The sequence below is a fragment of the Streptomyces sp. 35G-GA-8 genome, assembly GCF_023534745.1.
GTDB lineage: Bacteria > Actinomycetota > Actinomycetes > Streptomycetales > Streptomycetaceae > Streptomyces.
Map to the genome: position 1 here is coordinate 532804 of NZ_JAMHJQ010000004.1, position 24667 is coordinate 557470.

Sequence of the window (24667 nt, forward strand, 5' to 3'; positions counted from 1 at the left end):
GGCGGTGGCAGGCGACGAGTGGCGAGCTGACGCCAATGCGCGGATCGGGCCTTGCCGAGCGTCGGCGGAGCGACGTAGCGTTGACTCAGTCAAAGAAAAAGCTCGGGGGTTGATCATGGCCGTCCAGGAAATCCGCGCGTTCAACCGCTTCTACACGAATCTCATCGGGGCGCTCGACTACAGCAGACACCTCTACACCCCGTACACGCTCACCGAGTCACGGGTGCTGTACGAGCTGGCCCACGCGCCGCGCACCGACGCCGCCGATCTGCGGGTCGAGCTGTCGCTCGACGCCGGCTATCTGAGCAGACTGCTGACCAAGTTCGAGAAGGACGGGCTGGTCGGACGCGCGCCGTCCGAGCGGGACTCCCGGCGCCAGCGGATCACGCTCACACCGCAGGGGCGCGAGGCCGCGGCGCTGCTCGACGAGCGGTCACGGGAGGCGGTGGGCTCGCTGCTCGCCCGGGTCGAGCCGGCGCAGCGGCCCCGGCTCGCGGACGCGATGCGGACCGTGCAGGACATCTTCAGCGCCGACGACCGGGGGGCGACCCACCGCGACGAGCCGGTCCTGCGTGATCCGATGCCCGGCGAGCTGGGCTGGATCGTGCAGCGCCATGGCGCCGCGTACGCCGCGGAGTACGGCTGGAACACCGAGTTCGAGGGGCTTGTCGCCCGGATCGTCGCGGACTTCGCGGAGGACCACGATTCCCGGCTGGAGCGGGTCTGGATCGCCGAGCTGGGCGGCATCCCCGTGGGATCCGTGATGTGTGTACGGGACGACGCGCCGGAGGTGCGGGACCAATCCCCCGGCACCGCGAGGCTGAGGCTCCTGCTGGTCGAGCCCGGCGCCCGGGGACACGGCCTCGGGAAGCGGCTGGTCGGGACGGTGGTGGATTTCGCGCGCGAGGCGGGGTATCAGGAACTGACGCTGTGGACCAATGACGTCCTCGCCGCCGCCCGCACTCTTTACCAGCGCGCCGGATTCACGCTGGTCTCCGAGACCCCGCACCACTCGTACGGAGCGGATCTGGTCGGCCAGGACTGGCGGCTCCCACTCAGGACAGGAGCCACCCCATCTCAGGAAGGGACAACACCGTGAAATTCGCCTTCTCCACCCTTGGGGTACCAGGTCTCCCCATCCCCGACGTCCTCGCGCTCGCCGCCGGGACCGGCTACCAGGGGGTGGAGCTGCGCGCCCACCCGGAGGAGCCGGTCCATCCGGGCATCGGGCCACGCGAACGGGCCGCGGTGGTCGAGGAGTTCCAGCGCGCCGGAATCGAGATCCTGACGGTCGCCGGGTATGTGCGGGTGGCGACGGCCGACGCCGACGAGGAGCGGCTGCGGCAGGAGATGGACGAACTGCTGGGGCTGGCAGGGGATCTGGGCGCCTCCTTCGTCCGGGTCTTCCCAGGCGGCGGCGACCAGCCCGCGGCCGAGGCCGACGCGACGGCCGCGCGACGGCTGGGCGCGGCGGCCGAGCGGGCGGCGGACGTCGGCGTACGGATCCTGCTGGAGACACATGACTCGCACCGCACGGGTGCCGCCGCGGCCCGGGTGCTCGGGCCGGTGGGGCACAAGCACGTGGGGGCGCTGTGGGACGTGATGCACACCTGGCTGGGCGGCGAGGCGCCGGCCACCACGCACGCGGCGCTCGCCCCGTACCTGGGCTATGTCCAGGTGAAGGACATCGCATCGGCGGAGGACACAACACCGCTGGCGCTGGGGGCGGGGGTGCTGCCCCTGGGCGAATGCCTGGCGCTCCTCGATGACGACAGCTGGGTGTGCTGGGAGTACGAGAAGCGCTGGTATCCGGGGGCGGAGGAGCTGCCGGGGCTGCTGGCGGCGGGGCGGGAGCATCTGGAGGGGCTGGTCTAGGACGGCCTAGGACTTCGGTGTCAGGGGCCCGGCGGGGGTGTCCGGGGCGTGGGCGGAGGCGGCGGAGGACGGCTCGGCAAGCACGGATCCGGCGGAGGCGGACGCGCCGGGTATCGGCTCATCGGAAGCCGGCCCGATGGGCAGCGGCTCGGGGCGGGGCGATGAGGTGGGGCGATGGGGCGGGTCCCCGGCGCGGGAGAGTGAGGTGAGGGCCACTCCCCCGACCAGCAGCGCCGCCGCGCACCAGCGCAGGGGGCTGACGGACTCGCTCAGCAGCAGCGCAGCCGAGGACATCCCGAAGACCGGGACGAGCAGTGAGAAGGGCGCGACGGACGAGGCGGGGTAGCGGCGCAGCAAGAAGCCCCAGGCACCGAAGCCGAAGACGGTCGTGACCCAGGCGACATAGAGGATGACACCGACACCGGTCGCGTCCAGAGCGCGCAGTGCGGCCAGGTCGGCGTCCGGTCCCTCGAACAGCAACGAGAGACCGAGCAGCGGCAGTACGGGTACGGCGGACACCCAGACCATGAAGTTCAGGGCGTCGGGCGGGGACGCCTTGCGGGTGAGCACGTTGGAGACGCCCCAGCAGGCCGCGGCGGCGATGACGAGCGTGAAGGCGAGCAGCGGGCCCGAGGTTCCCTCGTCGACCGCCGCGACCGCGATACCGGCCAGCGCGACAGCCATGCCCAGCAGCCGTACCCGGCCCGGCCGTTCGCCGAGGGCGACCGCCGCGAACAGGGCCGTGAAGACGGCCTGGATCTGGAGGACGAGAGACGAGAGACCGGCCGGCATGCCCTGATCCATGCCGACGAAGAGCAGTCCGAACTTGGCCACACCCAGCACCAGCCCCACCCCGATCACCCACTTCCAGGCGACCTTCGGCCGGCCCACGAAGAAGACCGCGGGCAGCGCCGCCGCCAGAAAGCGCAGAGCCGAGAAGAGCAGCGGCGGGAAGTGGCCGAGCCCGACCTCGATGACGACGAAGTTCACTCCCCAGACGGCGGTGACGACAACGGCGAGAGCGATATGAGTGGTGCGCATGCACAGAGGATCACCGGGCCGGACTATGTAGCACCAGCGCGGATTTCTTCATAGTGGAATTCAGCGTTGCTTATGATTCTCCGAGAAAGGGGGCAGCGATGCTCGATCTGGCCAGACTGCGCGCGCTGCACGCCGTCTCCGTCCACGGTTCCGTAGCGGCGGCGGCCGCCGCTCTCGGCTATACGCCCTCGGCCGTGTCGCAGCAGATCACCAAGTTGGAGCGGGAGACCCGTACGACCCTGCTGGAGCGGCGCGGGCGGGGCGTGGCGCTCACCGACGAGGCACGCCACCTCGCCTCCACCGCCGAGGAGTTGCTCGCGATAGTGGAGCGCGCGGAGACCACGCTGGAGGAGCGCAGGGGGCAGCCGACCGGGCAGCTCGTCGTCGGGGCGTTCGCCTCCTCGGCGCGTGGCCTGCTCCCCGGCGTCCTTGCGGAGCTCGCCGCCCGGCACCCCACCCTCGATGTCCGGCTGCGGGAGATCGATCCGCATCTCTCCATCGATCTGGTGGCCCGGGGCGCGATCGATCTGGCGGTCGCCCATGACTGGGACATCGCGCCGCTGCCCGCCCCCGAGGGCGTGGAGCAGGCCGTCATCGGGGACGACCTGTGCGATGTGCTCGTGCCGGTGGCCCATCCGCTGGCGGCGCGGCCCTCCGTACACCGGGAGGATCTGTCGCGGCAGCGCTGGATCTGCCAGCCGCCCGGGACGGTCTGCCACGACTGGCTGGTGCGTACGCTGCGCGCGGCCGGGTGCGAGCCCGATCTGGCGCACCAGGCGGAGGAGAACCACACACAGCTGGCGCTGGTGGCGGCGGGGCTCGGCATCGCCATGATTCCGCGGCTGGGGCGCGGGCCGCTGCCCGAGGGGGTACGCGCGATCGCCCTCGACCCCGTACCGATACGCAGGCTGTACGCGCTCTGGCGGACGGGCGCGGCCAGACGTCCGGCGGTCACGGCGACCGTGGAGACATTGCGACGGCACTGGCCGGCGGTCGCCGCCGCTTGACCGGCGAGCCGGGCCCGGTGACGGACCGGCCGTCCTGGCTCGGGGACGCTTTCCGTGGCGCGTCCCTTGACTGGCATTTATTTTCCGGATATCCGTAAATCTTGGAAGTTTCCTTCACTTCCCTCGCAGCGCACGGCCGGAAGGAGCACCAGTGCACGACCGGACCATTTCCAGACGCGCCCTCCTCACCGCAACCGCCGTAGCGGCGGCGGCTGTTGCCACCGCCACCGTCCCCGCGGCCGCCGTTCCCTCACCCCACGAGCGAGCCCCCGACCGACTCCCCCTCGACCGCCACGACCCCCACGGCCGCCGCGACCGGCTCCGCCGTCTCATCAGCCGTATGAGCCTGGAGGAGAAGGTCGGTCAGCTCTTCGTCATGCGGGTGTACGGCCACTCCGCCACCGCGCCCGACCAGGCCGACATCGACGCCAACCTCGCCGAGATCGGGGTCCGCACGGCCGCCGAGCTGATCTCCACGTACCACGTCGGCGGCATCATCTACTTCGCCTGGGCGCACAACACCCGTGATCCGCAGCAGATCGCCGGTCTCTCCAACGGCATCCAGAAGGCGGGCCTGGCCCAGCGCGTTCCCGTGCCCCTGCTCATCGCCACCGATCAGGAGCACGGCATTGTCGCCCGGGTCGGCAAGCCCGCCACGCTGCTGCCGGGCGCGATGGCGCTCGGCGCGTCCCGTTCGCACTCCGACGCCCAGGAGGCCGCCCGGATCGCGGGCACAGAGCTGGCCGCCATGGGCATCAACCAGAACTACGCGCCGGACGCGGACGTCAACGTCAACCCGGCGAATCCCGTCATCGGCGTACGGTCCTTCGGCGCCGATCCACAGGCGGTGGCCGGGATGGTCACCGCCCAGGTCAAGGGGTACCAGAGCGCCGGGATCGCCACCGCCGCCAAGCACTTCCCCGGTCATGGCGACACCAAGGACGACAGCCACTACGCGCTGCCCACCATCCACCACACCCGCGAACAGTGGACGGAGCTGGACGCGCCACCGTTCCGCGCCGCGATCGCCGCCGGTGTCACCTCGATCATGACCGCGCACATCGTCGTCCCCGCCCTCGATCCCAGCGAGGACCCGGCAACCCTCTCGCACCCCATCGTCACGGGCGTCCTGCGCGAACAGCTCGGCTACGACGGCCTGGTGATCACCGACGCGCTCGGGATGGCGGGCGTACGGCAGAAGTACGGCGACGACCGGGTGCCCGTCCTCGCGCTGAAGGCGGGCGTCGACCAGCTGCTCAATCCGCCGGACCTCCGGGTGGCGTGGAACGCCGTGCTGGCCGCGGTCAAGAGCGGCGAGCTCACCGAGCGGCGCGTGGAGGAGTCGGTCCTGCGCATCCTCGAACTGAAGGAGCGGCTGGGGCTGTTCCGCGGCGATCCCTATGTCTCGTCCCGGGACGTGGACCGCGAGGTCGGCACCCGGGCTCATCTCACCGCCGCCGACCGGATCGCCGACAGCACCACCACCCTGCTCGTCAACGGGCGCGGACTACTGCCCCTGAGCCGCCGCCGGGAGAGGAATCTGCTGGTCGTGGGCGCCGATCCGGCCTCACCCTCCGGGACGACGGGTCCGCCGACGACCGTCCTGGCCGCCGCCCTGACCGAACTGGGCTTCACCGCCACGGCCCTGTCCACCGGTACGGCGCCGACCGCGGCGCGTATCGAGGCGGCGGTGGAGGCCGCGCGGGGCAAGGACGCGGTGGTCGTGGCCACGTACAACGTCTCGGCCACCAGCACACAGCGGACGCTGGTCAGCGCGTTGGCCGCAAGCGGTGTGCCCGTCGTCACGGTCGCCATCCGCAATCCGTACGACATCGCGCAGCTGACCGGCGTCACCGCCTCTCTCGCCGCGTACTCATGGACCGATGTCGAACTGCGCGCCGCGGCGCGGGTGATCGCGGGCCGGACGCGGCCCAAGGGCCGGCTGCCGGTGCCGGTACAGCGCGCGGACGATCCGGCGCGGGTGCTGTATCCCATCGGCCATGGACTGGGCTACTGAACCGACTGGGCCACTGAACCGACAGGCACCGAAGTAGCACGGCGAGGACGGCGAGGACAGCGAAGACGGCGAAGTGCCCGCCGTTCACCGGACCTGATGGCCTGGTGAACGGCGGGCACCTCACACAACCGTCCGGCTACGGCCGCAGGGTCTGCTGCCGCTCCACCTTCTGGCGGTCGAGCTTGGAGTCGAACGGAGCCAGCGGCTTCGCCTTCGACTCGTCCTGCTGCACAGCGGCCGGGGCGACGCCCGCCCAGGCGAGGATCCTGGCCGTGGCCTTCGCCTGCTGGTCCGGGACCAGACCCGCGACATTGGCGCCGTGGTTGGCGCCCGGCGCGACATACACATAGCTGTCACGCGCGCCATGACCGAGGCGGAACGGCTCCGCGCCCCACGGGTCGTTCTCGCCGTACACGAACAGCATCTGGTTCGCGTGGTGACGGACCCAGTTGTCGACATCCGGCATCGTCAGCGGATTGAACTTCATGGGGATGTCGCGCGGTACGAAGTTCCGCGGCGGCTGGTAGCCGTACCGGCTCAGATTGCCCAGGTGCGGCTGCTTGATGTCGGGCGAGCCCAGCTGGGTGCCGGCCTGGTAGTAGTACGGCGTGTACGTCGTCAGGCCCTGGTCCGTATAGGCCGAGAAGCCGGAGATCGAGTCGACGATGTCGTAGATCTCCTGGTCGGAGACGGTGGCCGCCGGGATGCTGTCGCAGTCCGAGAGCAGGCTGTACTGCCAGAAGCCCCAGACGAAGTCGAGCACCGTGGCCTCGTAGGCCTTGTCGAGCGTGCCGATCGTGTGGAACGTGGCGCCGTTGGCGTCCGCCCACTCCTTGAACTTCTCCTCCAGCGGTTCACGCCGGACCAGCGCCTCACGCTGCACGGCGTTGAGCTTGTCGCGGCACTCCTTGGTGCCGACGCGCTCGAAGAACCGGTCGTACGCGGAGTCCTCGTTGTTCCACACGTCGTTGGGCGCGACATACGCGACGACGCCGTCCATGTCGCGCGGGTAGTAGCGCTCGAAGTACGTGGCGGTCATACCGCCCTTGGAACCACCCGTGGAGAGCCACTTCTTGGGGTAGATCTTCTTCAGCGCGGTGAAGATCCGGTGCTGGTCGCTGGCCGCCTGCCAGATGTCCAGCTTCGACCAGTCGGCCGGCTGCGGGCGCGACGGCGTGAAGAAGCGGTACTCCATCGAGACCTGGTTGCCGTCGATGATCCGGGTCGGCTCACTGCGGCTCGGGTTGGTGGAGACGTTGTAGCCGCTGGTGAAGAAGACCGTGGGCCGGCTGGTGTCCTTGTGCAGCAGCGTGATGCGCTGCTGGAACGTGCCCTTGGACGGCTTCCGGTGGTCCACCGGCTGCGTGTAGTTGAGAACGAAGTAGCGGTAACCCTCGTACGGCTTCTCCTGGATCAGGCTCATCCCCGGGATCGCGAGGATTCGGTCCTTGATGTCAGCGGTGTCGGCGGCGGTCTTTTGATCCGCACTCCGATCGGCGGCGGTGGCCGCGCCGGCTGTGGCCACCGTGCCTATCACCAGCACGAGCGACAACACCCATCTCAGCGCCTTGCGCATTCACACTCCCTGTGTTCATGACAGACGCCGTGAACCTAGCCCGGTCACTGCCCGACCCGCCAGTCCTCTTGACCGTTTTATCCCACCGGGCTCCCGCGCAATCCTCAGCAGAGGATCCAGCCGGTCGATCCTTTCCGCCCCGAGACGACTCCCGTCGCCCGTACGCAGCGGTTCAGCGCGTGCACCGTGACCGGGCCGGCCCGCCGTGTGTAGTCGCCGCTGTCCACGACCGGGCTGCCGCCGCGCGGTTGGAGGCTGACCGACATCGCGCGCCTGGGTCCGGGGTTCTTGGCGACGGTGACCGCGCAGGCGTAGGCGCGGTCCTTGTAGACCCGCAGCTCACCGGTGGCGAAGCTGACCGTCTTCTGCGGTCTGCCCGAACAGACCGACGCGGCCTCGGCGCCCGACGCACCGGGACCGGCCAGGACCGAGGCTCCCGTGGCGATCAGCACCACCAGGCAGTGCAGAAGCGCTTTTCCGGTCCCGCTTCCGCTCCGGGCCGTCCCAGCCGAACCGAACACGAATGCCCCCCATGGCTACTCGGGTGTACATGCGTACGACGCCTGGGGCGTCCGGACGGTTGCGGAACGGTTGCGGAACCGCGCCCCGTACCACTGCGTACCCCTCCGAACGCCCCTGCGCGCCTCGCGCCTCGCACTGTCCCCGCGACGTCTCGTACTGTCCCCTCGGCGTCTCGTACTGTCCCCGCGTCCTACCGCGCCACCGCGGGCTCCTCCTCGCCGATGAAGCTGCTCCACAGGCGCGTGTACCGGCCGTTGAGCGCGAGCAGTTGCTCATGTGTGCCGTCCTCCACGACCCGGCCGTGGTCCATCACTATCACCCGGTCCGCGCGGGCCGCGGTGGTCAGCCGGTGGGCGACCACCAGGGTGGTACGGCGGCCGGTGAGCCGGTCGGTGGCCTGGTTGACCAGCGCCTCGCTCGCCAGGTCCAGCGCGGCGGTCGCCTCGTCGAGCAGCAGGATGTCCGGATCGACCAGCTCGGCGCGGGCCAGGGCGATCAACTGGCGCTGCCCGGCGGAGAGATTGCGGCCGCGCTCGGCGACCTCGTGCAGATAGCCGCCGTCCAGCGTGGCGATCATCTCGTGGGCGCCGACCGCGCGCGCCGCGGCCTCCACTTCCGCGTCGGTCGCCTCGGGGCGCCCGTACGCGATGGCGTCCCGGACCGTACCGGCGAAGAGGTAGGCCTCCTGCGGTACGACACCGAGCCGGTGCCGGTACGCCGTCATGTCCAGCTCACGCAGATCCGTACCGTCCGCGGTCACCCGGCCCGCGGTCGGGTCGTAGAACCGCGCGACCAGCTTGACCAGCGTGGACTTGCCCGCGCCGGTCTCTCCGACGAAGGCGACGGTCTGGCCGGCGGGTATGCGCAGATCCACCCCGGTCAGCGCGGCCTCCGCGCCTCCGTCGGAGAGGACTTCGCCGCCGGGGACGCCGTCGACGGTGGTCCTGTCGACAGTGGTCCCGTCGGCGGGCTCGCCTCCGTACGAGAACTCGACGCCCTCGAAGGCGATCTCACCGCGCAGCGAGAGCACGTCCAGCGGCTCCTTCGGGGCGGCCGTCGACGTCCGCTCCCGCAGCAGTTCCTGGATCCGGCCCAGCGAGACGGTCGCCTGCTGGTAGCCGTCGAAGACCTGCGAGAGCTGCTGCACCGGCGCGAAGAACAGATCGATGTAGAGGAGGTACGCGACCAGCGCACCGGTCGTCAGCGTGCCCGCCTCCACCCGTCCCGCGCCCACGATCAGCACCGCGGCGGCGGCCACCGAGGAGAGCAGCTGGACGAAGGGGAAGTAGACCGATATCAGCCACTGACCCCGCACCCGCGCCGAGCGGTAGTGGTCGCTGCGGGCCGCGAAGCGCTCGCCGCCGTCCTTCTCGCGCCGGAACGCCTGGACGATCCGCAGCCCGGACACGGACTCCTGGAGGTCCGCGTTGACGACGCTGATGCGCTCGCGGGCCAGTTCGTACGCCTGCACGCTCTTACGGCGGAAGAAGTACGTACCGACTATCAGCACGGGCAGGGTCGCGAAGACCACCAGCGCCAGTTCCACATCGATCACCAGCAGCGCCACCAGGATGCCGAAGAAGGTGACGACGGAGACGAACGCGGTGACGAGACCGGTCTGCAGGAAGGTCGACAGGGCGTCGACATCGGTCGTCATACGGGTCATGATCCGGCCCGTCAGCTCACGCTCGTAGTAGTCGAGTCCGAGCCGCTGGAGCTGGGCGAAGATCTTGAGCCGCAGCGCGTAGAGGACGCGTTCGCCGGTGCGGCCGGTCTTGCGGGTCTCACCGATCTGCGCCGCCCACTGGACGAGTACGGTCAGCAGACCGAGCGAGGCGGCCGTCCAGACGGCGCCGAGGGCCAGCTGCTCGACGCCCTGGTCGATGCCGTGCCGGATGAGGACCGGGAGCAGCAGGCCCATCCCCGCGTCCACGGCCACGAGCGCCAGGCTGACCAGCAGCGGCAGTCCGAACCCGCGCAGCAGCCGGCGCAGCCCGTACGCGTCCTCGGCCGCCACGGCGCGCGCCTCGTCGATCGCGGGCTGGTCGGTGGCCGGGGGCAGCGCCTCGACCTGGGCGAGCAGTTCGGGCGTGGCACCGGGGGCCGCGGAGTCGGACGAGCCGTCCCCGCGTGCCTCGTTCCGCTCCCACAGGGCGGGGGTGACGCCGCGCTCGGCGTCGAACTCCGCGTCGATCTCGGCCTGGAGGGCGCGGGCGTCCGCCACGGACCCCAAGGACCCCAAGGACCCCGTGGACTCCAGGCATTCCAGAGCCTCCACGGACTCCAGTGGCTCCAGGGATTCGGCCGACGCCTCGGACTCGGCCGCGACCGGGGTGTGACCGGGCGAGACCCCGCCCAGTTCGTCGGGCTCGGTCAGCAGCCGCCGGTAGAGGGCGGAGCGCCGCTGAAGCTCCTCATGCGTACCGATGTCCGCGAGCCGCCCGCCGTCCAGTACGGCGATACGGTCCGCCAGTCCGAGGGTGGAGCGGCGGTGGGCGATGAGCAGCGTCGTACGGCCCGCCATCACGGCGCGCAGCGCGTCATGGATCTCGTGCTCCACCCGGGCGTCCACGGCGGAGGTGGCGTCGTCGAGGACGAGCAGCCGGGGGTCGGTGAGGATGGCCCGCGCGAGGGCGATGCGCTGGCGCTGTCCGCCGGAGAGTGTGAGGCCCTGCTCGCCCACCTTGGTGTCATAGCCGGCGGGCAGTTCCGAGATGAAACCATGGGCCTGAGCTGCGCGGGTGGCCCGGAGGATCTCCTCCTCGGTGGCGTCCGGCTTTCCGTAGGCGATGTTGGCGCGGACGGTGTCGGAGAAGAGGAAGCTGTCTTCCGGTACGAGCCCGATGGCGGCCCGCAGCGAGTGGAGGGTCAGCTCGCGTACGTCATGCCCGCCGACGAGGACCGCCCCGTGGGTCACGTCGTAGAAGCGGGGCAGCAGCAGCGAGACGGTGGACTTTCCGCTGCCGGACGAGCCGACGACGGCGACGGTCTCGCCGGGCCGCATCTCCAGCGAGAAGCCTTCGAGGACGGTCCGCCCGTCCTCGTACGCGAACGACACGTCGTCGAACTCGACCGATGCCTCGGCGTCCGCCGGAAGCTCCTTCGTACCGTCCTGAAGCGTCGGTTCCGTATCGATCAGCTCCAGCACCCGTTCCACCCCGGCCCGCGCCTGCTGCCCGATGGTCAGCACCATGGCGAGCATCCGGACGGGGCCGACGAGCTGGGCGAGATAGGTGGAGAAGGCGACGAACGTGCCCAGGGATATCTGCCCCCGGGTGGCCAGCCAGCCGCCGAGCGCCAGCATCGCGACCTGCCCGAGCGCGGGGACGGCCTGGAGGGCCGGGGTGTAGCGGGCGTTGAGCCTGATGGTGCGCAGCCGCCCGGCGAACAGCTTGCGGCCGGCCTCGCGGAGCTTGCCCGTCTCCTGGTCCTCCTGGCCGAACCCCTTGACCACGCGTACGCCGGAGACGGCCCCGTCCACGACCCCGGCGACGGCCGCGGCCTGCGACTGGGCGTACCAGGTGGCGGGGTGCAGCCGGGTGCGGCTGCGGCGGGCTATGAACCAGACGGCGGGGGCGACCGCCAGCGCTATCAGTGTCAGCGGCGGCGACAGCCACGCCATGATCACGAGGGAGATCAGGAACAGCAGCACATTGCCGATGGTCATCGGCAGCATGAAGAGCAGGCCCTGGATGAGCTGGAGGTCGCTGGTGGCGCGGCCGATGACCTGGCCGGTGGAGAGCGTGTCCTGGCGCCGCCCGTCGAGCCGGGCGATGGTGTCGTACATCTCGGTACGCAGATCGTGCTGGACGTCGAGGGCGAGCCGCCCGCCGTAGTAGCGGCGGATGAACGTCATGACGTAGACCGCGAGGGCCGCGACGATCAGCAGACCGGTCCAGACGAGAAGGGAGCGGTCGCCGCCCCCGATGACATCGTCGATGACGACCTTGGTGATCAGTGGGACGAGAGCCATCACCGCCATCCCGGCGAGCGAGGACCCGAGAGCGAGCACCACATTGCGCCGATACCGCCACGCGTACCCGGTGAGCCGCCGTGCCCAGCCCTGCTCCGCCGCCGCCACTGAGTGCCTCCCGATCGACCTGAACTGCCGGAAGGCACCAACGCGGGCCGTCGCGGATTTCATCCCTCCGCAACAAATACCGGTCCATGGGCCCAGACGCACTCGGCAGCGGGTCCTAGGACCTCCCGGTGCTGGGACCTCGTTGCTGAGACCTCGTTTGCTGGGACCTGTCGACGCCGAGACCGCTGGGCGACCTTCAGGCGCCGGCCTGGACGAGGTCCTTGTGGACGGCCCTGGCCACGGCCTGGACGGTGTTGATGCCGTCGTTCATCGTCGTGTCGTCGTGGGTGAGCACGGCGATCGTGTAGTCGTGGCCCTTGCCCGTGAAGGCGCCCACGCTGTGCACGCGCCAGCCGTGGGTGGAGCGCTGGAGCCAGCCGTTCTTGAGCTGGACGGTGGCACCGGCCGGGGCGCCCGCCGGTACGCCCCAGCGCTGGGACGGGACGACCTTGCGCATCCGGTCCAGGATGAAGCCGCGTGAGTCGGCGCTGAGCACCGTGTTCTTGGCGGTGATCAGGGACAGCAACTGCCTCTCGTCCTCCGCGGTGATCTGCGTGAGGCCCCAGGAGCCTCTCGCGCCCGGCACGGTCCGGGTCATCCCCGCCGCCTTGAGGAAGCCCTTGACCTTCGTCGGGCCGAGCTGTTTCCACAGCGCGCTGGTCGACGCGTTGTCCGACTTGGTGATCATGGCCGTGGCGAGATCGGTCTCACGCTCGGTCAGCTCGCGCCCGGTCTTCTGGGCGTCCCAGAGCAGGGTCGCGAGGACAGTGACCTTGACCACACTGGCGGAGTCGAACTGCTGCGTGGCGCGCAGGCCGCACCGGGTATTGGTCGTGCGGTCCTGGACGGCGACGGCCGTGGTGGACTTCCGGCCCTTGAGCGACGCGGTGATGTCCTTGGCGAGCTCGGCCCCGAGCCCGGTCCTGTCCGAGGTGCAGGCGACGGCCGGAGCCGCCGCCGCGGCGGGCGCCGCTCCCGCGGTCACCGGCGCGAGTACGCCCGCCGCCAGGGCAGCGGCGAGCGGGCCCCGGGCACGCCGGAGTATTCGCTGGTGAGTCATGAAGGATTCCCACCCCTGGTGCGTCGGCGAGCGCGCTCTCCGCGGCGCGCCCGGGGACCATGATGCACACGTACGGGTGAATGGTTGTACGGCCAATCGATGTCGCGATTGTCACAACTGTCGCCCTTGCCGCAGTCACCGCGCCGCACCACCGCCCACGCCACCGCCCTGCGCCACCGCCCCGCGCCACCGGGGCTCCCGGTCAGAGGTGCGTCGGGGCGAACATCCTGAGCAGGGCGGGCAGTACGACCACCGACGGACCGGGTTCCGCGAGGGCCTTGGCCAGGTCCTCGCGCAGCGACTCCGGGGTGGTACGGACCGCCGGGACACCGAAGGACTCGGACAGCGCCACGAAGTCCGGGCGGGACAGCTCCGTGCCGGTCGCCTCGCCGAAGGCGTCCGTCATGTACTCGCGCAGGATCCCGTAGCCGCCGTCGTCCACGATCAGCCAGGTGACGGGCAGGTCGTACTGCCGGGCGGTGGCCAGCTCCGCGAGCGAGTACATCGCGCCGCCGTCGCCCGAGACCGCGAGGACCGGCTTCGTACGGTCGGCCGCCGCCGCGCCCAGGGCCGCGGGGAAGGCGTAGCCGAGGCCGCCCGCTCCCTGGCCGGAGTGCATCGGGCCCGGCCAGGCGGACCAGGCCCAGTAGGCGAGGATCGTCATGTCCCAGAAGCTGGGGGCCGCGGCGGGCAGGGCCGCGCGGACGGAGGCCAGCACCCGCTGCTCCAGGGTGAGGTCCTGGGCGGCGATCCTCGCCCGTACCTTCGTCAGGACCGTACGGACCGACTCGGCGCCCGCCGGGTCCCGGCGCTCGCTCACCGCGTCCAGCAGCGCGGCCAGCGCGTTGCGGGCGTCGGCGTGGATACCGAGGGCGGGGTGGTTGGACTCCAGCTTGCCGAGGTCCGCCTCGATCTGGATCACCCGGCCGCGCGGGCGGAACGTGTGGTAGTTCGAGGAGAGTTCGCCGAGCCCGGACCCGACCACCAGCAGGACGTCCGCGTCTTCGAGGAAGTCCGTGGTGTGGCGGTCCTCCAGCCAGGACTGGAGCGAGAGCGGATGCTCCCAGGGGAAGGCGCCCTTGCCGCCGAAGGTGGTGACGACCGGCGCGGACAGCTTCTCGGCGAGCGCGCGGAGCTTGCCGGCGGCGTCGGCGCGTACGACTCCACCGCCCGCGATGATCACCGGGCGGACGGCGTCGGACAGCGCGTGCGCGGCCACGGCGGTCAGTTCGGGACGGGGCAGCAGCTCGCGCGGCGTGGCGTCCATGGCGGTGACGACCGGCAGGGACGTCCCGGCGAGGAGCACGTCCTGCGGGATCTCGACCCAGACCGGGCCGTGCGGCGCGGTGAGCGCGGACTCCCAGGCGGCGGCGATCGCGGACGGGATCTGGGAGGCGGCACGGACGGGGTGCACGGACTTCACGATGTCGCGGAAGGACGCCTGCTGGTCGCGGAGTTCATGCAGATAGCCGTGCCGGCCGCCGCCGAGCCCGGCCGTCGGGACCTGGCTGGAGATCGCGAGGACGGGCGCCGAGGCGGCCGCCGCCTCCTGGAGCGCGGCGAGCGAGGTCAGGGCGCCGGGGCCGGTGGAGAGCAGCAGCGGGGCGACCTCGCCGGTGACCCTGCCGTACGCGTCGGCGGCGAAGCCCGCGTTGTTCTCGACGCGGAGGCCGACGTACTGGAGCGAGGACCGGCGCAGGGCGTCGAACATACCCAGCGCGTGCTGTCCCGGCAGCCCGAACACCGTGGTGGCGCCGAGCCCGTAGAGCGTCTCGACGACCAGGTCACCGCCGTTGCGCCCGGCGGGCGGCGCCAGGGCCGCGGCGGTCTGTTCCGGGGTGAGGGGCCGGGGCCCATGGTCGTGCTCGTGGTCGTGGGTCACTTCGACGCCCTTCCGGCGGCGATCTGCCGGGACATGATCGTCGTCAGTTCGTACGCCGTGTGGGAGGCGGCGACGGAGGTGATCTCCGCGTGGTCGTACGCGGGCGCGACCTCGACGACATCCGCCGAGACGAGATGGCAGGAGGCCAGCCCCCGCACTATTTCGAGGAGTTCACGGGAGGTCAGCCCGCCCGCCTCGGGTGTGCCTGTGCCCGGCGCGTGCGCCGGGTCGAGCACATCGATGTCGATGGAGATGTACAGCGGACGATCCCCGATGCGCTGCCGCAGCTGGTCCGCGATCTCGTCGACGCCCCGGCGCATCACATCGGCGGACGTGACGATCCCGAAGCCCATCCTGGCGTCGTCGTCCAGATCCCGCTTGCCGTAGAGCGGGCCGCGCGTACCGACGTGGGAGAGCGCCTCCGTATCGAGGATGCCCTCCTCGACGGCCCGGCGGAACGGCGTGCCGTGCGTGTACTCGGCGCCGAAGTAGGTGTCCCAGGTGTCCAGATGGGCGTCGAAGTGGAGCAGCGCGACCGGGCCGTGCCGCTTCGCCACCGAGCGCAGCAGCGGCAGCGCGATGGTGTGGTCGCCGCCGAGGGTCATCAGGCGTGCGCCGGTCCCGAGCAGTTCGTCGGCGGCGGCCTCGATGGTGTCGACGGCCTCGTTGATGTTGAACGGATTGGCGGCGATGTCCCCGGCGTCGGCGACCTGCGCCAGCGCGAACGGGGAGGCGTCCTGGGCCGGGTTGTACGGGCGCAGCAGGCGCGACGCCTCCCGGATCGCGTTCCCGCCGAAGCGGGCACCGGGGCGGTAGGAGACGCCGGTGTCGAAGGGGACGCCGACGACGGCGACATCGGCGGTGCCGACCTCGTCGAGGCGGGGCAGCCGGGCGAAGGTGGCCGGGCCCGCGTACCTCGGGACCCGGGACGAGTCGACCGGACCGCGTGGACCGACCTCGCCGCTCCCGCCGTCGCCGCTCCCGCCGTCGCCCCCGGCGCCGGGGACCTGGGATTCGTTTCCGTTGCTGCTCATCGTCGGGCTCTCCGGGTTCTGCTCGCGCGGCTCGGTGCTGCCGTATACCGACAAACGCCGCTGCGTGCTGCTGTGTGGTGCTCTGTCAAGAATGGACCGTCCCGCTGACAACACCGACAAGGGGCCGGTCCGGGTGTGGTCCGCCGCCCTCAGCCCACCGGAACGGCTGGTTCCGAGGGGGTCTCGGGGCTCTCGTCATCGGCCTCGCCCGCGAGCCGGCGCCGCCACGCGGCGAGCACCGCTTCGTCCGTCGGCCTGGTCGCCAGGCTGACGATCAGATAGGCGGCCAGTGAGGACAACAGGCCGTAGTAGACAGGCTCGTTGGCGAGGATGCCGTACGTCGCCATCAGCCCCACGACGGCCAGGCCGCCGACGATCACGCCGGCCAGCGCGCCGTGCACCGTCCCGCGCTTCCAGAGCAGACCGCCGAGGATCGGCACCAGCAGTCCGCCGACGAGCAGGTTGTACGCGACGGTGAGCGCCTCGACGACATCGTTCAGCGCGATCGCGATGACGATGACGCCGATCCCCATGATCAGGATGAACAGCCGGTTCCCCTTGACCTCGTCGTGCTCGGCGCCGTCCGCCCCGCCGCCCCGGCCGCCGGCCCTCCGCAGCCGCGACCAGATGTCGTTGTTCGCGACGGTGGCGCAGGCGATCAGGGCGCCCGAGGAGGTCGACATCACGGCCGCGAGGGCGGCGGCCAGCACCAGCCCCCGTACGCCCATCGGCAGTTCGTCCTTGACGATGGTCGCGAACGCGTCGTCCGCGCTGCCCAGATTCGGGTAGAGCACCTTGGCGGCGGTCCCGATGACCGCTCCGGCCAGCGCGTACATCAGACAGTACGTACCGGCGACGGTGCCGCCCCAGCGCGCCACCTTGTCGCCGCGCGCCGTGAACACCCGCTGCCAGATGTCCTGTCCGATCAGCATGCCGAAGGTGTAGATCAGCACATAGGTGAAGATCGTCTCGCCGCCGATGCCGAACGGCGCGAAGTACTCGTCCGGCAGCTGCGCCCGCATCTCGCTGAACCCGCCCGCCTTGACCACCGCGATGGGCAGCAGGAGCAGCAGCACCCCGACGGTCTTGACCACGAACTGCACCATGTCGGTGAGCGTGATGGACCACATGCCGCCGAGCGTCGAGTACGCGACGACGATCGCGCCGCCCAGGACGATCGAGACGGTGCGGTTCAGATCGAAGAGGACGTCGAAGATCGTGGCGTACGCGATGGTCGAGGTGACCGCGAGCATCAGCGTGTACGCCCACATCACGATGCCCGAGATGACCCCGGCCCGGCCGCCGTAGCGCAGATCGAGCATCTCGGAGACGGTGTAGACCTTCAGCCGGGCGATCCGCGCGGAGAAGAAGACGGAAAGGGCGAGCAGGCCGAGGCCGATGGTGAAGACCATCCAGGCGCCGGACAGCCCGTGCTTGTAGCCGAGGCCGACCCCGCCGATCGTGGAGGCGCCGCCGAGGACGATCGCGGCCATCGTGCCCGAATACATCCAGGGGCCCAGCCTGCGGCCCGCGACCAGGAACTCGCTCTTGGACCTGGCGCGGCGCATGCCCCACCAGCCCATGGCCAGCATGCCGGCCAGATAGACGACGATCACCGCGTAATCGACAGCCATGGGCTTTCTCCGTCTCGACTCGAACTCTTCATCCCGCGTTCTTGTGGGTCATGACGGTAGGTGGCCGGAAACCGTCGCTGAAGTGTACGTTTCATCCATTCCGCGTACGAATGATGGATGGAATATCCATGACGAACCCCACCGCGCGCCCCGCCGCTCCCCCGCCCACCCCGCCGATTCCGCTGACCGCGCTGCTGGCGGACCGGGATCTCGGGCTGCGCCGGATCGCCGGGCCGCCGGACGACGGCTCTCAGGTGGTGCACTGGGTGCACACCTCCGAGATGGCCGATCCCTATCCGTATCTGCTCGGCGGGGAGCTGCTGCTGACCGCCGGTGTCCAGCTCAGCGACGCGTACGCGGACGAGTACGCGGCGCGGGTGGTCGAAGCGGGCGCGGGGGCGCTCGGTTTCGGGGTGACGCCGGTGTACGACACGGTGCCGCCCGCGCTCGTCGAGGCATGCGACCGGCACGGTCTGCCCCTGCTCGAAGTACCGCCCCGTACCCCGTTCACCACGGTCGCACGCGGGGTGTGGCGGCTGATGGCGGAGGCACGCCACCGCGAGCTGCGCCGGGTGACCCAGGCGCAGCAGGGCCTGGCGGCAGCCGCAGCGCGTCAGGACCCGGTGCCCTCGGTGCTGCGGCAGCTGGCGACGCGGCTGAGGGGCCGCGCGGTGCTGTTCGCGCCGGACGGCGCGGAGCTGTACGCCACGGGCCAGGCGCCGTCGCCGGGGGCGCGTACGGCCCTGGCCCGGCTGGCCCGGGTGGTACGGGGCGGACCCGCGTCCGCCACCGACACCGCGCACGGTGCCCAGCTCGCCGCCTACGCGCTCGGCGGCGGCCAGGGACTCGTCCTCGGCGTGGTCACCGACGTACGCGAGGCCGGGGACCACACGGTCGCCGGCGTCGCCGTCGTTCTCCTGTCCCTGCTCACGGCCCCCCATCAGAGCGCGGCCGAGGCGGGCCGCTCGGCGGCGCTCGTACGGCTGCTGCTGGGCGCCACGCCCGAAGAGGCCGCGCCGCTGCTCGGGCCCGGGCCATGGAGTGTCGTGCACGCGCGCGGCGGCGCCACGCCCTTCGCGGCGGGCGCGCTGGCGGCGGCGCTGGGCAGCGCGCTGGTCGAGACGGACGGCACCACGACCCGGATCGTCACCGACCGCGAGGTCACGGCACGGCCCGGCTGGACCCTGGGCGTCAGCGAACCGGTGGAACCGGCGGGACTGGCCGCCGCCGACGCCCGCGCCGAGCGCGCGCTGCGCCGCGCCGAGGCCACCCGTACCCCGCTCGTGCGCCACCGAGGGGAGGGCATCACCGGCCTGTTCGCCCCCGAGGAGGCCGCCGCCCACGCCCGCACCCGCCTCGCGCCGCTCACCGGCTCCCCGGCCCTGGTCGAGACGCTGCGCGCCTGGCTCTCGCTGCACGGCAGCTGGGACCGTACGGCGGTGGCCCTGACCGTCCACCGCAACACCGTCCGCCAGCGGATCGGGCGCTGCGCGGCCCTGCTGGACATGGATCTGGACGACGCCGACGTACGGATGGAGCTGTGGTTCGCGCTGCGCTGGGCGTGACGTGGGGCGGCGGACCGGCCCCCGGCCGTACGCGGGCCACACGCCGGACACTCGGGCCGAACATCGCGTCCGAATTCCGCCAGCGCACAGAGGACCGGACGCCGACGCTGGGGCTCATGACGACGTACACACCCCTCCCCATTCCTCCCTCCGCGCTCAAGGAGCTCCGCGACATCGACGACTCCGGGCGGCCGGTGCGGCCGTACATCGCGCGCGAGGACGGCGTCCCCCTCGATTGCGTGGGCAGCCCGCTGCGCTGCTGTCTGCGGGCCATCGAGCCCGGCGACCGGGTCGCGCTGGTCTCGTACGCGCCGCTGCGCCGCTGGGCGTCGGAGACGTGGGCCCAGCCCGGCGCCTATGACGAGGCCGGACCGGTGTTCATCCACGCCGACGCGTGCGAAGAGCCGCGGGAACCCCGGGGGTACCCCTTCGCCCGCCCGGGGGCGCTGCGCACCATCCGCCGTTACAACCACGACGGACAGATCGTCGGGGGCCGCCTCTTCGAGATCCCGGACGACGCCGGGGCCGGGTTCGACCGGGCTTTCGAGGAAGCGTTCGCCGACCCGGAGGTGGCTCTGGTGCATGTGCGGGCCCTGGAGTACGGCTGCTTCCAGTTCGAGGTCCGGCGACCGTAGGCCCTGACCGCCGGATACGCCCCGGCCTTCTCGGGGCCTGGACACCGCAACGAACTACCGGGTAACTTGAGTGAGCAAGCGCTTAGCCATCGGGGCGGAAACCATCAACCGAGCAACCCCGATGGCGAGCAGCCACCTCCGCGAGAGCGGCGGCGGTTCAGCCGCGAAGAGGGGAGGCACCTCGTGCGCCGCACCGTGTACAACGAGGACCACGAGGCGTTCCGGGAGACCATCCGCGCCTTCATCGAGGCCGAGGTCGTCCCCGTCCACGACGAGTGGTACGCGGCGGGCCAGGCGCCGCGCGACTTCTACCACCAACTCGGCGAGCTGGGCATCTTCGGGATCGAGGTCCCCGAGGAGTACGGCGGCGCGGGCGAGGAGTCGTTCAAGTTCCAGGCGGTCATCACCGAGGAGTGCGCACGCGCGGGGGTCTCCTTCGGCGGCTCCGGCGTCCATGTCGCGCTCTGTCTGCCCTACTTGAAGGCGTACGCCACCGACGAGCAGAAGAAGCGCTGGCTGCCGGACTTCGTCAGCGGCCGGGCGATGTACGCCATCGCCATGACCGAGCCGGGCACCGGCTCCGATCTGGCGGGTATGAAGACCACCGCCAAGCTCTCCGAGGACGGCACGCACTACGTCCTGAACGGCTCGAAGACGTTCATCACCGGCGGGGTGCACGCCGACCGGGTCATCGTCTGCGCCCGTACCGCCGCCCCGACCGCCGAGGACCGCCGGCACGGCATCTCGCTGCTCGTCGTGGACACCACGTCCGAGGGATACGCGGTCGGCCGCAAGCTCGACAAGCTGGGCCTGCGGATCTCCGACACCGCCGAGCTGTCCTTCACCGATGTCAAGGTCCCGGTCGGGGATCTGCTCGGCGAGGAGAACAAGGGCTTCGCCTACCTCGGCCAGAATCTGCCGCAGGAGCGGCTGGGGATCGCCGTCGGCGCGTACGCGCAGGCAGCCGCCGCGGTCCGGTTCGCGCAGGCGTACGTCCAGGAGCGGACGGTCTTCGGCAAGAGCGTCGCGTCGTTCCAGAACACGAAGTTCGAACTGGCCGCGTGCAAGGCCGAGGTGGACGCGGCGGAGGCGGTCGTCGACCGCGCGCTGGAGGCCCATGACCTGGGCGAGCTGTCGGCCACCGAGGCCGCGTCGGCGAAGCTCTTCACCACCGAGGTCGCGCACCGCGTCATCGACAAGTGCCTCCAGCTGCACGGCGGCTACGGCTATATGAACGAGTACCCGATCGCCCGGCTGTACGCGGACAACCGCGTCAACCGGATCTACGGCGGCACCAGCGAGGTCATGAAGATGATCATCGCCAAGTCGATGGGGCTGTAACACAGGGGGCTGTCACACAGATGGGGCTGTGACAAGCCACGGCGAGGGGCGGGCCGGCGCGGCCGTACGGTCAGAGCAGGCCCGCCTCGTTCAGCAGGTAGGCGGTCATCGGGTCGTAGAAGCGCGGGTCGGTGACATGGTCGTCCAGCGGGACGGTCACCTCCACCGTGCCCTCCGCCTCGGCGATGAAGAGCGCCGGGTCGTTGCAGTCCGCGTATCCGACCGAGTCCAGTCCGCGCTGGCCCGCGCACCCCGCCCAGCCGTGGTCCGCGACGACCAGATCGGGCTGCGGTCTGCCCTCGCGCTCCAGACCGTCCAGGATCGCCCGCATCGGCTCCGGCGAGTGCGTGTGCCAGAGGGTCGCGCCGCGCTCCAGCATCGCGACATCGGCGAACTGGAAGACCATGCCCTCGTCGGCGGTCAGCCCGCCCGGGATCCGGACGATCTCGCAGCCCGCGGCCCGCAGGGCGTCCGCGGTCTGCCGGTGCACGTCCAGCAGCCCGCCCGGGTGGCCGGTCGCGAACAGCACGCGCTGCTTGCCCGCGGCGGCCTTGCGCAGCCGGGCCGCCAGCCGCTCCAGGCCGTCCACGGTCAGCTCGGGGTCGATGGTGTCCTGACCGGCCCGGTGCTCCGGGTCGTCGCTGACCCCGCACCGCTCGGCCATCACGGCGAGCACGTCCTGTTCGTCGGTCCAGCGGTCCCCCAACTCCAGCCCCAGCCAGTAATGGCGGTCGCCGTTGGCCAGCTTGCGGTAGTGGGAGAGGTTGTTGTCACGGGGGGTGGCGACGTCCCCGGCGATACGCGTTCGGACGAGATGGTCGACAAGGGCGGCACGGCTCGGTATCGGCATGAACCCATTGTGCCGTCCGGCCCGCGCGCCGCGCCGGGTGTCCCGGTTCCCGGACGGTCTTCGGCCGGTCTTCGACCAGCCCGGACACCGGCACCACCCCGCTGCCGTGGTACGCCCGCCCTCACCCGCGACCGGCGGCGCCCCCGGCTCGCCCCGTACCGCCCGACTCGTCCGTCTCCCCCGCCTCACTCGTCTCACCCGTCTCGCCCAGCGCCGCGAACGCGCCGTGCGCCAGGCGGCGCAGCAGGGACTCCGTCGCCGCGCGGCCCGGCAGGCCGCCGCCCGGTGAGCCGAGATGCGGCGTCGAGTTCAGCAGGCCGAAGACCGCGTGGACCGCGCCCCGCGCCTGGGATTCCGGGACGGTCGGGTGCAGCTCCCGTACGACCGTGACCCACAGCTCCACATACTGCCGCTGGAGCTGGCGCACCAGCTTGCGGTCGCTGTCCCTGAGCCGGTCCAGCTCCCGGTCGTGGAGGGTGATCAGCGGGCGGTCGTCGAGCGCGAAGTCGATGTGCCCGTCGATCAGCGAGGCCAGTACGGCGGCCGGGTCGCCGGCCGTGCCCGCGCCCCGTACCCGCAGTTTCCCGCCGTCCAGCAGCCGTCCGCTGATGCCGACCAGCAGTTCGGCGAGCATCGCGTCCTTGCCCGCGAAATGGCGGTACAGGCCCGGTCCGCTGATGCCGACGGCCGCCCCTATCTCGTCGACACCGACGCCGTGGAACCCCCGCTCGGCGAAGAGGCGCGCGGCCTCGCTGAGGATCTGCTCGCGGCGGGTCGGGGCCGCGGTCCTGGTGCTCATGGGAAATCATTCTAGACAGGGCCGTTAGCGGTCGTTAACCTGAAGACAGCACGTTAACGCTCACTAACTCACCGAACCCGGCCACCAGTGAACCCAGCGAAGGGGCTACGAGCGATGCGGCAGGCACCAGTGCTGGCGAGCGCCGCCGATCCGGCGTCCGAGGCGTGGCAGGCCAATGAGGCGGCCCATCAGGAGCTGGCCGACGGCCTGCGCTCCCGGCTCGTCGCGGCACGCCTCGGAGGCGGCGAGAAGGCGCGCGCCCGGCACACCGCGCGCGGGAAGCTGCTCCCGCGCGACCGGGTGGACACCCTCCTCGACCCCGGCTCGCCCTTTCTGGAGCTGGCGCCGCTCGCGGCCGAGGGGATGTACGGCGGCGCCGCCCCGGCCGCCGGGGTGATCGCCGGAATCGGCCGGGTCAGCGGGCGCGAGGTGGTGATCGTCGCCAATGACGCCACGGTCAAGGGTGGTACGTACTACCCGATGACGGTGAAGAAGCACCTCCGCGCCCAGGAGGTGGCGCTGGAGAACCGGCTCCCCTGTCTGTATCTGGTGGACTCCGGCGGCGCCTTCCTGCCGATGCAGGACGAGGTCTTCCCCGACCGCGACCACTTCGGCCGGATCTTCTACAACCAGGCCCGGATGTCCGGCGCCGGTATCCCACAGATCGCCGCGGTGCTCGGCTCCTGCACGGCGGGCGGCGCGTATGTCCCGGCGATGAGCGACGAGGCCGTGATCGTCCGCGGTCAGGGCACGATCTTCCTGGGCGGACCGCCGCTGGTGAAGGCGGCGACCGGCGAGGTCGTCACGGCCGAGGAGCTGGGCGGCGGGGAGGTGCACTCCCGGGTCTCGGGGGTCACCGACCATCTCGCCGAGGACGACGCGCACGCGCTGCGCATCGTCCGCACGATCGTCTCGACGCTCCCCGCGCGCGGCCCGCTCCCCTGGTCCGTCGAGCCGGTGGAGGAGCCCAAGGCCGACCCCGCCGGGCTGTACGGCGCGGTGCCGGTGGATTCCCGTACGCCCTACGACGTCCGCGAGGTGATCGCGCGGCTGGTCGACGGCTCCCGGTTCGCGGAGTTCAAGTCCGAGTTCGGGACGACGCTGGTCACCGGCTTCGCGCGGATCCACGGCCATCCGGTCGGCATCGTCGCCAACAACGGCATCCTGTTCTCCGAGTCGGCCCAGAAGGGCGCGCACTTCATCGAGCTGTGCGACCAGCGCGGCATCCCGCTGCTCTTCCTCCAGAACATCTCGGGCTTCATGGTCGGCCGGGACTACGAGGCGGGCGGGATCGCCAAGCACGGCGCGAAGATGGTGACGGCCGTCGCCTGCGCGCGGGTGCCGAAGCTGACGGTCGTGGTCGGCGGTTCGTACGGGGCGGGCAACTACTCGATGTGCGGCCGGGCCTACTCCCCCCGCTTCCTGTGGATGTGGCCCAACGCCAAGATCTCGGTGATGGGCGGCGAGCAGGCCGCCTCCGTGCTGGCCACCGTCAAGCGCGACCAGATCGAGGGGCGCGGCGAGGAGTGGCCCGCCGAGGACGAGGAGTCCTTCAAGGACCCGATCCGCGCGCAGTACGAGACCCAGGGCAACGCCTACTACGCGACCGCGCGCCTCTGGGACGACGGTGTGATCGACCCGCTGGAGACCCGCCAGGTGGTGGGTCTGGCCCTGACCGCGTGTGCCAACGCCCCGCTGCCCCTGAGGGACAGCGCGGCGCAGGGCTTCGGCGTCTTCCGGATGTGAGG

Annotated in this window: 18 protein-coding genes; 8 read left to right on the forward strand and 10 right to left on the reverse strand. The window is 71.2% G+C overall.

Going from position 1 to position 24667, the window contains the following annotated elements:
* Nucleotides 1-115 precede the first annotated feature (115 nt).
* Both M1203_RS11715 and M1203_RS11720 read left to right on the forward strand, forming a co-directional pair.
* Nucleotides 116-1099: a bifunctional helix-turn-helix transcriptional regulator/GNAT family N-acetyltransferase gene (locus tag M1203_RS11715; protein ID WP_249949523.1), complete on the forward strand. Its 984-nt coding sequence runs from the start codon at nucleotides 116-118 to the stop codon at nucleotides 1097-1099.
* Complete coding sequence (locus M1203_RS11720; protein WP_249949524.1) at nucleotides 1096-1875, forward strand: sugar phosphate isomerase/epimerase family protein; 780 nt, start codon at nucleotides 1096-1098, stop codon at nucleotides 1873-1875. The genes M1203_RS11715 and M1203_RS11720 overlap by 4 nt, the downstream gene beginning before the upstream one ends.
* 6 nt (nucleotides 1876-1881) lie before the next feature.
* Here M1203_RS11720 and M1203_RS11725 read toward each other — a convergent pair whose 3' ends face one another.
* Nucleotides 1882-2916 (reverse strand): EamA family transporter, encoded by a 1035-nt coding sequence (locus M1203_RS11725; protein WP_249949525.1) that lies wholly within the window; start codon nucleotides 2914-2916, stop codon nucleotides 1882-1884.
* 98 nt (nucleotides 2917-3014) lie between these two features.
* Here M1203_RS11725 and M1203_RS11730 point away from each other — a divergent pair, with 98 nt between their 5' ends.
* Together M1203_RS11730 and M1203_RS11735 are read left to right on the forward strand one after the other, a co-directional pair.
* Nucleotides 3015-3923: a LysR family transcriptional regulator gene (locus tag M1203_RS11730; RefSeq protein ID WP_249949526.1), complete on the forward strand. Its 909-nt coding sequence runs from the start codon at nucleotides 3015-3017 to the stop codon at nucleotides 3921-3923.
* Between the two features lie 151 nt (nucleotides 3924-4074).
* Nucleotides 4075-5940, forward strand: coding sequence for a glycoside hydrolase family 3 protein (locus M1203_RS11735; protein ID WP_249949527.1), 1866 nt, complete (start codon nucleotides 4075-4077; stop codon nucleotides 5938-5940).
* Between the two features lie 136 nt (nucleotides 5941-6076).
* On the opposite strand, the gene M1203_RS11740 is transcribed toward M1203_RS11735, so the two are convergent.
* From M1203_RS11740 to M1203_RS11770, 7 genes are all read right to left on the reverse strand, one after another.
* Nucleotides 6077-7516, reverse strand: a complete 1440-nt coding sequence (locus M1203_RS11740; RefSeq protein ID WP_249949528.1) for a S28 family serine protease — start codon at nucleotides 7514-7516, stop codon at nucleotides 6077-6079.
* 104 nt (nucleotides 7517-7620) lie between these two features.
* Nucleotides 7621-7974, reverse strand: a complete 354-nt coding sequence (locus M1203_RS11745) for a hypothetical protein (RefSeq protein ID WP_374402765.1) — start codon at nucleotides 7972-7974, stop codon at nucleotides 7621-7623.
* A gap of 254 nt (nucleotides 7975-8228) precedes the next feature.
* Nucleotides 8229-12119, reverse strand: a complete 3891-nt coding sequence (locus M1203_RS11750) for an ABC transporter ATP-binding protein (RefSeq protein WP_249949529.1) — start codon at nucleotides 12117-12119, stop codon at nucleotides 8229-8231.
* A gap of 196 nt (nucleotides 12120-12315) precedes the next feature.
* Nucleotides 12316-13179, reverse strand: coding sequence for a serine hydrolase (locus tag M1203_RS11755; protein ID WP_249949530.1), 864 nt, complete (start codon nucleotides 13177-13179; stop codon nucleotides 12316-12318).
* Nucleotides 13180-13381: 202 nt separating this feature from the next.
* On the reverse strand, nucleotides 13382-15061 hold the full coding sequence (locus M1203_RS11760) for a thiamine pyrophosphate-binding protein (RefSeq protein ID WP_249949531.1): 1680 nt from the start codon (nucleotides 15059-15061) through the stop codon (nucleotides 13382-13384).
* Nucleotides 15058-16095 (reverse strand): agmatinase, encoded by a 1038-nt coding sequence (speB, locus tag M1203_RS11765; RefSeq protein ID WP_249949532.1) that lies wholly within the window; start codon nucleotides 16093-16095, stop codon nucleotides 15058-15060. Before speB ends, M1203_RS11760 begins: the two co-directional genes overlap by 4 nt.
* Before the next feature lie 149 nt (nucleotides 16096-16244).
* On the reverse strand, nucleotides 16245-17729 hold the full coding sequence (locus M1203_RS11770) for a sodium:solute symporter (protein ID WP_249949533.1): 1485 nt from the start codon (nucleotides 17727-17729) through the stop codon (nucleotides 16245-16247).
* 128 nt (nucleotides 17730-17857) lie between these two features.
* On the opposite strand from M1203_RS11770, the gene M1203_RS11775 reads away from it, so the two are divergent.
* The 3 genes from M1203_RS11775 to M1203_RS11785 all read left to right on the forward strand — a co-directional run bounded on the left by M1203_RS11775 (nucleotide 17858) and on the right by M1203_RS11785 (nucleotide 21270).
* On the forward strand, nucleotides 17858-19294 hold the full coding sequence (locus tag M1203_RS11775; protein ID WP_249949534.1) for a PucR family transcriptional regulator: 1437 nt from the start codon (nucleotides 17858-17860) through the stop codon (nucleotides 19292-19294).
* A 116-nt stretch (nucleotides 19295-19410) separates the two neighbouring features.
* A complete protein-coding gene (locus M1203_RS11780; RefSeq protein WP_249949535.1) occupies nucleotides 19411-19929 on the forward strand; it encodes a DUF1203 domain-containing protein in 519 nt (172 codons plus the stop codon).
* Nucleotides 19930-20112: 183 nt separating this feature from the next.
* Nucleotides 20113-21270, forward strand: a complete 1158-nt coding sequence (locus M1203_RS11785; protein WP_249949536.1) for an acyl-CoA dehydrogenase family protein — start codon at nucleotides 20113-20115, stop codon at nucleotides 21268-21270.
* 70 nt (nucleotides 21271-21340) lie between these two features.
* Here M1203_RS11785 and M1203_RS11790 read toward each other — a convergent pair whose 3' ends face one another.
* Together M1203_RS11790 and M1203_RS11795 are read right to left on the reverse strand one after the other, a co-directional pair.
* A complete protein-coding gene (locus M1203_RS11790) occupies nucleotides 21341-22120 on the reverse strand; it encodes a phosphatase (RefSeq protein WP_249949537.1) in 780 nt (259 codons plus the stop codon).
* Nucleotides 22121-22241: 121 nt separating this feature from the next.
* Nucleotides 22242-22919 (reverse strand): TetR/AcrR family transcriptional regulator, encoded by a 678-nt coding sequence (locus tag M1203_RS11795; RefSeq protein ID WP_249949538.1) that lies wholly within the window; start codon nucleotides 22917-22919, stop codon nucleotides 22242-22244.
* A gap of 114 nt (nucleotides 22920-23033) precedes the next feature.
* Between M1203_RS11795 and M1203_RS11800 the strand changes: the two genes are divergently transcribed.
* Nucleotides 23034-24665 (forward strand): carboxyl transferase domain-containing protein, encoded by a 1632-nt coding sequence (locus M1203_RS11800; protein WP_249949539.1) that lies wholly within the window; start codon nucleotides 23034-23036, stop codon nucleotides 24663-24665.
* The last annotated feature ends 2 nt before the right edge of the window (nucleotides 24666-24667 follow it).

Coding starts and splice junctions, on each gene's coding strand:
- M1203_RS11715 (WP_249949523.1), top strand. CDS start 116: ATGGCCGTCCAGGAAATCCGCGCGTTCAACCGCTTCTACACGAATCTC.
- M1203_RS11725 (WP_249949525.1), bottom strand. CDS start 2,916: ATGCGCACCACTCATATCGCTCTCGCCGTTGTCGTCACCGCCGTCTGG.
- M1203_RS11730 (WP_249949526.1), top strand. CDS start 3,015: ATGCTCGATCTGGCCAGACTGCGCGCGCTGCACGCCGTCTCCGTCCAC.
- M1203_RS11740 (WP_249949528.1), bottom strand. CDS start 7,516: ATGCGCAAGGCGCTGAGATGGGTGTTGTCGCTCGTGCTGGTGATAGGC.
- M1203_RS11755 (WP_249949530.1), bottom strand. CDS start 13,179: ATGACTCACCAGCGAATACTCCGGCGTGCCCGGGGCCCGCTCGCCGCT.
- speB (WP_249949532.1), bottom strand. CDS start 16,095: ATGAGCAGCAACGGAAACGAATCCCAGGTCCCCGGCGCCGGGGGCGAC.
- M1203_RS11770 (WP_249949533.1), bottom strand. CDS start 17,729: ATGGCTGTCGATTACGCGGTGATCGTCGTCTATCTGGCCGGCATGCTG.
- M1203_RS11775 (WP_249949534.1), top strand. CDS start 17,858: ATGACGAACCCCACCGCGCGCCCCGCCGCTCCCCCGCCCACCCCGCCG.
- M1203_RS11780 (WP_249949535.1), top strand. CDS start 19,411: ATGACGACGTACACACCCCTCCCCATTCCTCCCTCCGCGCTCAAGGAG.
- M1203_RS11790 (WP_249949537.1), bottom strand. CDS start 22,120: ATGCCGATACCGAGCCGTGCCGCCCTTGTCGACCATCTCGTCCGAACG.
- M1203_RS11795 (WP_249949538.1), bottom strand. CDS start 22,919: ATGAGCACCAGGACCGCGGCCCCGACCCGCCGCGAGCAGATCCTCAGC.
- M1203_RS11800 (WP_249949539.1), top strand. CDS start 23,034: ATGCGGCAGGCACCAGTGCTGGCGAGCGCCGCCGATCCGGCGTCCGAG.